The sequence below is a fragment of the Candidatus Eisenbacteria bacterium genome (assembly GCA_016867715.1).
In the GTDB taxonomy this organism is placed as follows: domain Bacteria; phylum Orphanbacterota; class Orphanbacteria; order Orphanbacterales; family Orphanbacteraceae; genus VGIW01.
Map to the genome: position 1 here is coordinate 1 of VGIW01000087.1, position 13,572 is coordinate 13,572.

Below are 13,572 nucleotides of genomic sequence, written 5' to 3' on the forward strand. Positions count from 1 at the left end.
ACCTGAGAAGTACCCAGCGCCGCCCCGAGCTTGTGCGTCGCTACTTCGACGCCCCCGAGGTCCAGTATGCCGCCTGGTGAGAATGTCAACTACATCCTGCTCCCCGTAATAGAAAGGGATCGGCGTGACGAACGGGCGGCCGGATCATGCATGGTTTCGGGCGAGGGTTCTCGCCTTCCGCTTGGGCCTTCTCGAGGACTCGGAAGAACGAGCTCTCCTGGATCACGCCGCCGAGTGCGACACCTGTCGCGCGCTTCTGCAGTCCTTCGTCGAGACGGAAAGCACGGAGAGCTCGCGGGACATCCACATACCGAGCGGAATGATCGCCCGCTGGGAACGTGCGCGACAGGAACTCACGGGCCTGGAACGAGCGATGGTGCGACAGCACCTGGGCCGATGCGCGGACTGCAGGAGAGAACTCGAATTCCTAGGTTTCGAACCCACCCTTGAGCACGTGGCCGGACGCGAGTTGGAGACGCCGACAAGAGAGGCTTCGGAGGGTCTGCCGCGAGAGGAAGAAACGGACAAGGAACGTCGAGGCAGCAAGGATTCCGTCTTGAAGAGAGGCAGGAGATCTCTTGTCCGGAACCGTCCTCTCCTGGTTCGTTGGGGCGTCACTGGGTGGGCTGTTGCGGCCACGGCCGCCGCTCTCCTTCTCTTGGCTCGAACAGAGGCCCCAGAAGCTCCCCCCGCGACTTCCGGGCTCGTGCCCTGGGTGCAGCCCGGCCTCGTGCGGGGTGACGAGGAGGCGATCTCGATCGAAGTTTCCCCCGAGGTACGAGTCATCGCTCTACCAATCGTCGTTCCGGTTTCTCTCCTTGAGGATTCCGAGATTTCGATCGAGATCCGGTCGCCTTCGGGAATAGCCCTGTTGCGGACCGTTGTTCATAGGGAGGACATTCGTTCGGGGACCTTCGTTGTCTTCCTTCGGACCGCGCGCCGCTTCGAGGACGGCTTGTACGAAGTGCTTCTTCGGAGTGGACGGCTGCAGGAGGACGTGCCGTACGTCGAGCGGAACTACTTCCGTGTGAGGACGACGGGGGCTCCGTAGTCCAAAACACCTGGCGGTGTCGGATATCTTCGCATACCTTCGCAAAACTCCTTCTGAGCTACAAGAACCCCTTCTCCCGCATCCAGTCGTCGCTCACGAACTTGGTGAGGTAGTTGCGGATCGAGTCGGGGAGGATGGCGAGGGCTTTGCGAGCTCCCTTCTCCTCCTTCAGCGCCTCGAGCATCGCCCAGACGACCGAGCCGGAGCTTCCCCCGACGAGAAGCCCCTCCTCGCGGATCAGCCGCCGCGCCATCAGGAAGCTGTTCTTGTCGTCGACATAGATGTAGCGGTCGACGAGGCTGTTGTCGAGGACGTCCGGAACGAAGTCGTAGCCGATCCCCTCGACGAGATACGTGTGCACGTCCGTGCGCCCGCCGAGAACCGATCCGTACGGGTCGACGCCGATGATTCGAATGTCCGGCTTCTTTTCCTTGAGGTATCGAGAAACTCCGGTGATCGTCCCGCCGGTCCCCGCGCCGATCACCACAAGATCGAGCGTGTCTCCGAAGTCGTTCCAGATCTCGGCGGCGGTTCCGTAGTAGTGGGAATCCGGGTTGTCGGGGTTCGTGTACTGGTTCGGGATGACCGAGTTCTCGATCTCCTCGTTCAATCGGAGGGCGACGCCGAAGAGGCTCTCCGGATCGTCGTGCGCGGCCTCGGTCGGGGTGCGGATGATCTCCGCGCCGAGCGCCTCGAGAACGACCTGTTTCTCGCGGCTCATCTTCTCCGGCATCGTGATGATGAGGCGGTAGCCGCGCACCGCGGCGGCCAACGCGAGGCCGATCCCCGTGTTCCCGCTCGTCGGCTCGATGAGGGTCGTTCCGGAATCGATGACGCCCCGCTCCTCGAGCCCCTTCACCATTCGAACCGCGGGGCGGTCCTTGAGCGAACCGCCTGGGTTCAGGAAATCGCATTTCGCGTAAAGCTCGACGGGAAGCTCCTTCCCAACCCGATTCAGACGAACCACGGGCGTGTTCCCGACGACCTCCATGATGTTCTCGTAGATCATTCCGGTTCCCTCCGAAGGGCATGAGTGTACCAGGTACGAGCCGAACTGTACCTGGTACCGATCAGCGGAGGAGGGTCATGCGGACGGTGCGCGTGCCGGCGCTCGTCTCGAGGCACGCGAAGTAGACGCCGGAGACCGCCTCGGCGCCCGCGTCCGTCCGCCCTTCCCAGACGGCGGTGTGCCATCCGGCGAGTTCCACGCGGTCCACGAGAAGCGCGAGGACGCGCCCGCCCGGATCGAGCACGCGAAGGCGAACCTCGGACGGGCTCGGGAGGAAGTAGTGGATCTCCGTGCGCGGGTTGAACGGGTTCGGGCGGTTCGGGCGGAGCTCCAAGCTCCCGGCCGAGCGGATCGCGAGAACCTCGCCGCCCGCCGGACGGAAGAAGCGAACGCCCCCCGTTCCGTCCGACCAGGAGATCCCGCGCACCTCGATCCCCGCGGGGGCGCTCTCACCCGCGAAGAGGAGGGCGAGCCTCCCCTCCGCTTCGCTCGCCCGCGCGGGATTCGGCGCTCCCGCGAGAGGGGGCGTGACGAGAACACGCAGGATTCCGTGATCGACCGCGCGGCGAAGATCGCCCGTCTCGATCCCCTCGAACGCGACGCCGGCAAGAGCGCTCGGTCCTCGCGGAAGCGCGATCTCGATGAGCCCCGCGCGCGCCCCGGAAGGGATCGGGAACGAAAGAACAACCCGGTGTCGGTTCGGCTCGCCGTCCGCCATCGCGCGCGCCTCGATCGCGATCGGCTCGGCCCTCTTCCCGCCGAGAACGATCGTCCCCTCTTCGACGAGCACACGCGCGAGAAGCACGAGATCCGCCACGTTGAAGCGTCCGTCCCCGTTCAGGTCGATCCGGGAGAACGGCGGATCGGCCGGATCGCCGAGGCCGAGAAGAAGACGGACCGCGAGATCGACGTCCGCGAGATCGCGCTGGTAGTCGCCGTCCATGTCCCCGAACGGTCTTTCCGCCGGCTTCGTCCGGAAGGCGATCGGAGGAAGCCCCGCGAACGATCTTCCGAAGACATCGTAAAGACCGGAGAAATCGAGCGCGTAGTGGGTCCCGTAGGCGAGCGGCGCGTCCGGAGCGAAGACGAGCCGGTTCCCGCCGCTTTCGAGCGAACGGGTTCCCGCGACCTCCGCGCTCCCCGCCAATAGCTTCACGTATGAAAGAGTCGTCGGATCGATCGGCACGCTGAACGTCACGCGGATCACGACGCCGACCTCGACCTCGTCCTCGCCGTTCGCGGGGTCGCTCGCGAGCGCCGAGGGCGCGATCGCGAGCGTGCCGAACGTCCGCCAGGCGCCCGGCACGCCGACGCCGCACGCGCTCCGCGTCGCCGCGCGCCATCGGTAGCGCGTCCCGAGGCCGAGCTCCGACGCGAGGAACGAGGTGTCTGTCGGAGGAAGAAGCGTTTCGACGACGAGCGCGCCGGAAGCGATCTCCTCGATGCGGACGGCGTACCCTTCCGCTCCCTCGACCGGCTCCCACGCGAGGAGAACCGGGATTGGGAGCCCCACGGCGCCGTCCGGCGGGCTTCGGAGCGCGGGAGCGGCGAGGCCCGGGCGCGAGGAGCCTAGCGCCGCCGCGCCCGTCTCGGAAACGCCGCAGGTGTTCTCGCCGAGGACGGTATACGTATAAACCATTCCTTCGGTCACCGCCTGGTCGACGAACACGCTCTCCGCGCTCGCGGCGGTCCCGATCGGGATGCCGTCCCTGAGGACGCGGAACCTCCCCGCGGAGCCCGCGGATGCCGGCCACGTCAGCCGCACCTCTCCGCAGAGGTCGAGGGTCGCCGCGAGGTTCGGCGGGGGCTCGGGTGGCCGGTAGACGGCGACCGTCCGCTGCTCTCCCAGGGGCCCGGGGCCGCAGAGGCCGGTCGCCTGCACGCGGAAGAGCCGAAGGCCCGCCGCGTCCGCGGAAAGGGAAACCGAGTCGCGCTGCCCCTCCACGATCGCGAGCACGCGCTCGTCGCCTCCGATCGTCTCGAGGACCCGGTAGTAGAGAGCTGCCGGCACCGGCTCCCACCGGAGCACGAAGCGCCCGCCGGCGCACGCCGCCGTGTCGGTGGAGGACGCGAACACCACCGCCCCCGCAGCCGGGAGAAAGCCTCCTTGGTCCGACGACGTCGCTCCCCCTTGCGACGCGCCGCAAACGTTCCGCGCGACCACTTCGTAGCGATAGGTCCCCGAGCCGCCCCGATCGACGAAACGGCTCGGCCAGGGCGGCAGGTTCGACCCGACCACGATGGTCGTGTCGTTCCGGCTTCGCACGATCTCGACCCACTCGACCGGAATCGACGGCGGGTTCGGAATCGACCAGGCGACCTCGACCGAATCGCAATACCCGTCGGTCGCGTTGACGTTCGAGGGAGCGGCGGGGCGAAGCCTCGGGCGCGCGAGAGCCGCCTCGACGCCCGGCGATTCCCCGCATCCGTTGAAGGAGTGGACACGGTAGGTCGCCGCGCGCTGCGGGTAGTCCACGGCGCGACCGTTCCCCGGTCCCTTCCAGATCGCCTCGGCTCGGTCCGAGCGGTAGACCCGGATGCTGTCGGTCTGCGGATTCCAGCGGACGATGACCGAGTCGCAGAACGAGGTGTCGAGACGCACCCCGGTCGGGGCGGCGGCCGCCTCGCTCACCGTCACGGTCCATGCTTCGCTCGCCGTTCCGTAGCCGCACTGGTTCATGCCGGCGACGCGGAATCGGTGACTCCCCGTTGCGGTCTCGACGAGAACGAGCTCTCTCCCGGTCACGGTGTCGATCGGAGCCTCGTTCTTCCGCACCTCGTAGCGCTCGGCGCCCGCCGATGCGTTCCACCGGATGCGGAACGGCGCGCCGACGCAGGCCGACGACGCGGGGTCGCTCCAGGTCGCCGCCCCGGGGCGCGCGTAGGCATAGCCGGTGTCGGCCGCGGAGATCGCCTGGGCGCAGGGGCTTTCCGCGCGAACTTTATAGACATAAATCGTTCCCGTTGAAACGTTCCGGTCGGCCGCCTCGCGCGGAGCGCCCGCGGGGACGACGGCGACCGTGGAGGTGATCGGCCCCTCCATGCGGAGAACGCGGAACGAATCGACGCCGGTCTGCTCGGGGAAGTAGCTCCAAACGACCCGCACCGAGTCGCAGAGCCCGCGCGTCGCCTGCACGCCGACCGGCGCGGCGATCGCGAGCGGATAGGCGAAGCCGGCCGGCTGCGCCGACGCGCCGAGCGTGTCGCAGCTGTTCCATCCGCCGACCGCGTAGGTTCTCGATCCGCCCGCGGGGAGCGAGTCGGTCCAGGAGCCGGTCCCGCTCACATAGACTCGGCTCCCTTCTCTTTCGATCCAGACGTTGCTCGCCGAGGACGGGGTCCACGAGATCCGGATCGCTCCGCACAAGTTGTTGCTGGATACGACTCCGGTCGGAGCGGAGGCGCTCGCCTGCACCTCGACCGTCCACGGAGAACTGGTCGGGCTCTGGCCGCACGAGTTCTCGGCGCGCACGCGGAAGGAGTACGACCCGGCGGCGGTCTTCGTCGAGGCGTAGGTCGTGTCGGTCCCGACGTCGTGCTCGACCGATCCGTCGAGGACGACGTAGCGGGCGGCGCCCGCGACGCGATTCCAGCGAAGACGGAACTCGCGATTGCCGCACACCTCGCGATCGCTCGACGCCAGAAACGCCGGCGCCGACGGAGCGCGCTTGCGAGTGCCGACGTCCTTGCTCCAAGCGGCCTCCGGCGAGGCGCCGCAGGAGTTGTGCGCCTGCACGAGGTATTCGTAGGTCCCGGCCGCCGGAACGTGCGTGAACATGCGCGCCGACGAGGAGGCCGACCCGGCCAGGGTCCACCCGAGCGCGGCCGTGTCCCGATAGGAAACCGCAAAGCTGTCGACGGCCCCTCCTGTGAACACCCAGGTGACCGTCACGCGATCACAATAGGAATCGGACGCGGTGACCTGCACGGGCGGATCCGGGTAGCCGAGGATCCGCTCGCCGAGAACGGCGACGCTGAACGCGCTGCCGCACGAGTTGTACGACTGCACCTGGTACGAGTGCGGCGACCCGCTCCCGACGAATGCGTCGCGGAAGAGAGTCGTGTTCGCGGCGAGATCGGCGATCGGTTGGCCGTCGCGAAAGACTCGATAGCCCTGTTCGTTCGCGACATCCCCCCACGTCACGAGAACGAAGTGGCAGCTCGTGTCGGAGGCCGCCGGGTTCGTCGGCGCCGCGGGCGCGTCCGGGAGGCGCGTTCCCGCTTCCGGCGCGCTCGACACGGACTCGCCGCAGAAGTTCTTCGCGCGCACGGTGTACGCGTATGTCCCGGGCGGCGCCTGCGTGTCGATGATCGCGTTCCCCTTGACCGTCGCGATCCAGGCCCCGTTCCGGAAGACGCGGTGGCTGTCCGCGTGGGCGGACACGATCCAGCTGATCCGAATCTCGCCGCAGAGATCGTCGGTGGCGGAGACGGAGAGTGGCGCGGCCGGGGCGTCGTACGGGCGGACCCCGACCACCGGGCTCGTGAACGAGGGGGCGGCCAAGCATGCGTTAAACGATCCGACCGCGTACTCGTGCGCCGTCCCGGGCGTTGCGCCGGCGTCGATGTACTCTGACGCGTCCGCCTCCGCCGTGTCGATGACGGCGCCGTCCCTCGCGATCGCGTATCCGTCTTCCCACGAGACGTCTGTCCAGCGGAGCCGCACCCCGCCGCAGATGGAATCCGCGTCGAGAGACGCGGGGACCGCGGGAGGCGGAAGGCGGAAACCGGACGCGGGAGCCGAAAAGCTCGGAACCGGTCCGCACGCGTTGAACGCGCCGACCCGGTAGCTGAGGGAGATCCCGCCCGGCGCGGCGGCGTCCAGATACGAGGTCTCTCCGGACTCGAGCGTGTCGAGGATCGTCCCGTTCCGCTCGACGACGAAGCCGTCCTCGCCGATCACGTCCAGCCAATCGATCTCGACGCCGTCGCAGCGGCCGAAGGACGCGCTCACCCCGCCTGGGGCCTCGGGCGCGTCCCACGGCCTCCGTCCGATGTCCGGCGCGCTCTCCCCCGACTCCCCGCAACCGTTCCACGCGTTCGCCGTGTAGACGTACGACGACCCGGGCGCCGCGGAGAAGTCGGAGTAGAACGTCGCCCCCGCGTCGGCGAGATGGATCCCGTCGCGGAGCACGCGGTAGCCTTCCGCGTTCGCCGCGGCGCTCCACGTGATCTCGATCGCGCCGCACACCGCATCCGAGGCGGCGAGGTTCAACGGCGCCGCGGGCGCGTCGGGCGGACGAACACCGGTGTCCGCCGCGCGAGGGCCTTCACCGCACCTGTTCCTCGCCGAGACCTCGTAGCGGTACGTTCCGACGGGCGGGATATCCTGAAACGCCGTTCCCGCGGTCTTCGCGATGCGGATCGAATCTCGATAGACATAAAATGAATCGGCATCAAGCACCGCGCTCCAGGAGAGAAAGACGGCGCCGCACACGTTGTCGGTGGCGGAGAAGGCGGATGGGGCGGCGGGGGCGTCGGGCGGACGGATCCCGTTCGCAGCGATCGAATCGGAACGCCCGCAGATGTCGAGCGCGCCGACCCGGTACGCGTGCGGGCCCGGAGGGGCGCCCGTGTCGCGGAAGAAGAAGACCCCGGCCGGAGTCTTCGCGAGGAAGGCGCCGTCGCGATAGAGGTAGTAGCCGGTGTCGGAGGGCGCTCCCTGCCATTCGATCCGGATCAGGCCGCACGAGTCGGTCGAAGCGGAGACGTTCGCCGGAGGCGACGGGCGCGGCCTCGCGTACGCCGCGTCGGTCCTCTCCGCCGAGCGGCCGCAGCGGTTCGCGGCTCGAAGAGCGTACGCGTGCGTCCCGGTGATCGGCTCATCGACGTACGAGAGCGCCGGCGCCAGGACCCTCGCGAGCAACGCGCCGTCCCGGAAGACGACATACGTGTCCGCATCGGCCGAAGCGGACCATTCGAGCTCGACCCTCGAGCAGAGGGAATCGCTCGCGGCAAAGAACGCCGGGACGGAAGGACTCGTGAGCGCTTCCGCATCGTCGGTGCTCCCCTCGCTCGCCGGTGACGACCCGCACGAGTTGAAGGCGGCCACGCGGTACTCCCAGGATCCGGACGATTGCGCGTGGCCGAACCCGAAGTGCGGGCCGGCGTTGGGAAGGACCGCGCCCGCGCGCGTCCAGCCCGGACCTCCCGGCGCGCGGAAGAGGACTTGGAAGCTGTCGAGCTGGCCCGGAGCGCCGGGGTAGGTCCACGAGACGAACACGCTGTCGCAGAGCGCGTCGCTCGCCTGGACATCGTTCGGCGGATCCGGGTAGCCGAAGATCCGCTCGCCGATCACTTCAGAGCTAAACGATCCGCCGCACCCGTTGAACGCCTCGATCCGATACGCGTGCGCCGTGCCGCTCGCCACCGCAGCGTCCTGATAGAACGTCGTTCCGGGAGGGAGCGTCGCGATCGGCGCGCCGTCTCGGCGGATCCGATATCCTTCTTCGTCCGCGACGTCTTCCCAGGTCAAGAGGATGAAGTGGCAGCTCGTGTCGGACGCGGCCGGGTTCGACGGCGCGAGAGGCGCGTCGGGCGGGCGCGTTCCGGAGTCTGCGGCGCGGGAACTCTCCCCGCAGGAGTTTCTCGCCGCGACCTCGTAGGCGTAGGTCCCCGGGGACGGAACGTCCTCGAATTCCGTTCCGGCGACCGAGGCGATCCGCGCCGAGTTTCTATAGACATCAAACGAATCGGCGTGCGCCGCCGCGGTCCACGAGAGCCGGACGAGGCCGCAGATCGTGTCGGATGCGGAGAGACCGGCCGGCGGCGCGGGCGGAGAGAGAACCGTTCCGCTGTCGACCGCCGCGCCCGACCACCCGCACGCGTTCCCCGCCGAGAGGGCGTATCCGTACCGCCCCGGGGGAGCGGTGTCTTCATAGAAGAGGATCGTCGAGGGGAGCGTCGCGAGGAGGAGGCCGCCGCGCGAGACTCGGTAGCTGTCCGCGTCGGCGGCCGCGTCCCACGAGAGACGAACGAGCGTGCAGGAGGTGTCGCTCGCGAGGAAGCTCGCGGGGGTGTTCGGCACCGCGAGACGCCGGCCGGTCGCGGACGCGCGCTCGCCGGCCCCGTCCGAGTCGATGCCGGCGACCCAGTAGTCCGAGAAGCCCTCGGGCGCGCCGGTGTCGCGGAAGAAGAGGTCGATCGTGTGAAAGACCGTTTCTCCCCGGCGCACCTCGAACGAGTCGGCCCCCGGAAGATCGTCCCACGAGAGGCGCACCCCCCAGCAGGAATCGACCGACGCATCGAGCCCGGTTGGCGGCGGAAGAACGGCACCGGCGGATCCGGCCGCCAGAATCGCCGCGAGAACGCCAAGAGCGGCACCCCGAAGGGCATGCCCTCTGTCGCATTCTCTCTTTCCTCGTGCGAGCATGGACCAGGCTCTTCCGCGGGGGCTCGGGACTCGACGGACCGGAGATCGAGTTCACGTTGTCCGATAACAGGTTATCAGAATCGAACCCGCGGGTCAATCGAAGGTCAGTCGGTCACCACGAGGAGGCCGTTCGTCATGTCGGTCACCGTGATGTCGGCGCTCCCGGACGGCGTCGAGAAGAAGACCTCCTCGAGCGTGAGGCGCGCCGTGTTCGGAAGAACCGGATGCCCGCGGCTCACGCCGACGAGAAGAAAGAAGAGAAGATCGTTCCCCGCGGGGATCGGACGGAGCGAGCCGCCGAGCGACCAGGGGTCTCTCGAACTCCGCTCGGGAGGGTCTTCCGTGTTCCTGGACGCCGCGTCCAAGCCCGTAGGCACTCACGGCGGCGTTCTGTCTGTCTGATGGAAGATGGGACGGCGTCCCCGGATTCTATCGCCCGCTGCCGGCGTTTCTGAGAGTCTCTAGCTCCATGTCGAGCCTCTCTCCGATTATGGGCCAGCCGTATTTGTCCTCAACGAGTCTCCTCGCGTTAGTAGAAATCCTCTCTCTCATCTTCTTGTCGCGGAGCAAACGCACCACTTGATCCGCAAACGACTCGGGCGTATCCCCGATCAGGATGTTTTCTCCAGGCGTCACCTCTATTCCCTCACAACCCAGAGATGTAGACACAACCGCCTTCCCGCAAGAAAACGCGTCAAGGATCTTCAGACGGGTGCCTCCTCCCACGGTAAGGGGAACAACGTACACGGAAGACCGCCCTACGACTTCTCGGATGTCGGGAAGAAAGCCGTGCAGCCTGATCGCCGAGTCCTGCAGTGAACACTCCTGAACCGCCCGAGGAGGAGACCGCCCGATTATGTTCATGACTACATTGGGAACCTCTGCCTTGATCAGAGGAAAGATCTTTCTGCAGTAATAGGACATCCCTGCAGCATTAGGATACCACGTCATCCCTCCTACGAAGACCAGCTCCTTGGAATCGCCGGGATCGCAGGCTCGGAAGTAGTCTGTGTCCGTTCCACTGGGGATGACAGTGAAACGAGCGCCCGGAATGAAGCTTTCGAACAAAGCCTTGTCGACTTCCGAAACGGCGAGGTTGAGATCGAATCGGGGCGCATGAACCGTCTCGTATCGTCTGATCTTGAGCCCTTGAATCCTAAGATAGAGCCTTAATAGCGGATTGCGTTCACTTGCACTGCGTCTTAGAGCAAGACCGGACTCGACGTTGTGATGATTCATGACGGTTGGCGTATCCAACCCCGCCGGCAAGTACTGCGCCAAGTCAATGGTATCGAAGTACAACACATCATAAGCATAACCGTTGAGGAACCGCTTTATCTCTGAAGCCATCTGTTTCGAGCGGAATCGCCATACCGAATAGGGTGTCGGCGAGAGAAGATTGAGCAGCAACAGCAAGTACCATTGAAGTCGACTTGAGTCGCTGGGGATATTGACTGCCTTGACGTGCGGACAGTGCTCCTTCAAGGCTTCGATACTTCGAGCGAGCGAGTTCTTGTCCGGATGAAGCGCCTTCTGGGAAAGGGAAACAAGATGAACCTGGTGGCGTTTCGCCATCTGTTTGAGGATATTGTAGCTTCTCTGAAGGCTGCCGCCTTGCGGAGGGAAAGGAAGGAAGTGTGTGATCATCAGGATTCGCATGTGGGGCTCTTGACTCCGAACGTCTCGCCGCAACAGCAGCGGCTGGCCTTGCGAGCAACGTGCGGGTGGGTGTGACCGACCCCGTGCACCGTTTGGGACGTTCGAAACACACGTCTCCAGATTCGGCCGTCCTTCTTTCGACTGCCATTCTAGCCTTCATGGAACCCGCCCCGTCAAGCGGCATCTCTTTTCGGTCGCGCGACCCTCCGTGCGCCCTTCCTCGGGAAGAGATCGAGAAGCGGACGCGGGCCTTCTGGAGAGGTCTCCCAACTGCCAACCTCATCCAACGTTCCTGCGTCGAAATCCGCATGAGGACATGCCCGATCGGCCCGTTTGTAGATTCTAGCCTGGAGAGAATCGCCGATGCCGTCACGGTCGACCTAAGCAACAAATGGGAGAGAACCCCTCGCAGAGAATATGCGCAGAAGTCTTGACACGACCTCAGTCGGTCACCACGACGAGACCGTTCGTCGTGTCGGTCACCGTGATGTCGGCGCTCCCGGACGGCGTCGAGAAGAAGACCTCATCGAGCGTGAGACGCACGGTGTCCGGAAGGACCGGATGCCCGCGGCTCACGCCGACGAGAAGGAAGAAGAGAAGATCGTTCCCCGCGGGGATCGGACGAATCGAGCCGCCGAGCGAGTCCCCATCGAGCGGGCCGAGATCGACGGTGAGAACCCGAAGCGTCGAGTCGGTCGGCTGCGCGTAGCGCGTGCCGATGAGCGTATCCCCCGTTGCGCCCGCGTAAAGACGGCTCGACGGATCGACCTCGATCCCGTACACGGTGTCGAGCGCGCTCTTGTCGAATCGAACTTGGAACTGAAGCCCGCCGATCGGACTTCCGTTCCGAAGAACGATCGGGATGCCGTGCCGCGCCCCGGGAGAGGCGGTGCTTCGGGCGATCGAGAGGCCGTACTCGCCGCTCGCCGGACGCTTCGCGTCCGCCATCACCATCTGAATGCTCTTCCGGTCGCCCGGACGGAGCGCGATCGTCCTTTGTCCCGCGATCGCTTCACGTGTCGAGTTTTCACCGAACGAGAAGCGGACCACCACGCGGAACACCCTCTCCTCGAGAAGCTCGACCTCGAGGCGCGAAAGCAGATGGCGGCCGGTCGCGTCCTCGCGCTCCGTGTAGGCGGTCGCCTCGGCGGCGACGGGGAAGCTCTCCGGCGCGTCGGTGTGGGGGAACCCGGTGACGTCGTGGAGAACGACGCGAAGCGTGTCCGGGACGTCGGTCTTTCCGAGGGACCCGTCCCGGACCGCCGTGATGTGGACCGCGAGGCTCGCGCCTCCCGCGCCGGGACCGAGCGGATCCGCGTCGAGACAGCCGAGAAGGCGGACGAGAAAGAGAACGGCGAGCGCGACAGGAAGCGCGCTCGCGAGGCTCGGCATGCGCGGGGCGTTCATCGCGTCTCCTCCCGGCGGGCTCTCCCCCGCCCGCCTGATCCTACCACCCCCGGGGGGAAACGGGGACGGGGAAACGCGAGGACGATCCGACCCCGGGATCCGCGACGCATCCGCCCGGGAATCGCCGGATGGACCGGGCTCGGGTGGCCTCACATCAAGAGCACGACCTTTCGCGTGATCTCCCGCTCGCCCGCGCGGAGGCGCACGAAGTAGACGCCGGACGGGAGCGCGCGTCCCGCATCGTCGCGTCCGTCCCAGACAACGCTCCCTTGGACCAGTCCCCCCTTTCCCACCAGCGTTCGCACGAGCGCACCGGAGACGTCGTGGATGAGGATCCGCGCTCCTTCACCGGGTGGAACGCGATACGAGATCTCGCCCCGCGGATTGAAAGGATTGGGCGACGCGGTGAGACTCCATGCTGTGCTGCGCGGAACGTCCGCCTCGTGTTCCGACGCCATCACGTCCGTCGAGACCACGGGGCATCCCAGGACGAGAAACTCGTCATAGTGCGCGTTCATGTAGTCCCCGGCGCTCAGCGGGTCCTCGAAGCTGAGCGCAGGCACAGGCACCAGCCCTGCGTCATAGACGGCGGTCCCAACGTAGTTCCCAGAGACAATGACTGTGTACGCGTGCGAAGCGGGATCGACTTCGACAGTTACCAACCCCCACGTGCCCGGGAAGAGATAGTTCACGAAAGGCACACCGAAGAAGCGGAGATCGTCCCAGTCATACGCGAACTGCATGGGTTCGCCAGGATTGAAGACGAAGAGCCCGACGTGCCCGCACCGCAGGAGCCAGGCTTCGTTGAAGGAACCGTACCGGAACCAGAACTGGATCGCATACGTTTGCTCGAGATCCAGGAAGGGCATCGGCTCCGCGAAGAGGGGGCGCGAGGTCGCGGTCGCGCCGTGTCCCGCAGTCTGGGATCCTATGATGCGAAGGCTCCAGGAACCGCCGTGCGCCTGGGTTCCGTCGAGACCGATGCTCGCGCTGCCGGACTGCGTTCTCGTCCAATCGGAGATGTCGGCATCCTCAAAATCGTCGTTCCAGTCCCAGTACGGCAGGATGCTGATC

The 13,572-nt window shown here is 66.4% G+C and carries 7 protein-coding genes; 1 reads left to right on the plus strand and 6 read right to left on the minus strand.

Going from position 1 to position 13,572, the window contains the following annotated elements; all coding sequences use genetic code 11:
• Positions 1-181 precede the first annotated feature (181 nt).
• Positions 182-1,051, plus strand: coding sequence for a zf-HC2 domain-containing protein (locus FJY73_11870; protein MBM3321362.1), 870 nt, complete (start codon positions 182-184; stop codon positions 1,049-1,051).
• A 58-nt stretch (positions 1,052-1,109) separates the two neighbouring features.
• Here the strand turns inward: FJY73_11870 and FJY73_11875 are convergent, their stop codons facing one another.
• The 6 genes from FJY73_11875 to FJY73_11900 form a co-directional block, all read right to left on the minus strand.
• Entirely contained in the window at positions 1,110-2,060 is a 951-nt protein-coding gene (locus FJY73_11875; GenBank protein MBM3321363.1) for a pyridoxal-phosphate dependent enzyme, read from the minus strand.
• Between the two features lie 61 nt (positions 2,061-2,121).
• Positions 2,122-9,432: an Ig-like domain-containing protein gene (locus FJY73_11880; protein ID MBM3321364.1), complete on the minus strand. Its 7,311-nt coding sequence runs from the start codon at positions 9,430-9,432 to the stop codon at positions 2,122-2,124.
• Positions 9,433-9,536: 104 nt separating this feature from the next.
• Positions 9,537-9,809, minus strand: a complete 273-nt coding sequence (locus tag FJY73_11885) for a hypothetical protein (protein ID MBM3321365.1) — start codon at positions 9,807-9,809, stop codon at positions 9,537-9,539.
• A 52-nt stretch (positions 9,810-9,861) separates the two neighbouring features.
• A complete protein-coding gene (locus FJY73_11890; GenBank protein MBM3321366.1) occupies positions 9,862-11,091 on the minus strand; it encodes a glycosyltransferase in 1,230 nt (409 codons plus the stop codon).
• A 441-nt stretch (positions 11,092-11,532) separates the two neighbouring features.
• Complete coding sequence (locus FJY73_11895) at positions 11,533-12,498, minus strand: hypothetical protein (protein ID MBM3321367.1); 966 nt, start codon at positions 12,496-12,498, stop codon at positions 11,533-11,535.
• Positions 12,499-12,647: 149 nt separating this feature from the next.
• On the minus strand, positions 12,648-13,572 hold a 925-nt coding region (locus FJY73_11900), incomplete at its 5' end, for a T9SS type A sorting domain-containing protein (protein MBM3321368.1).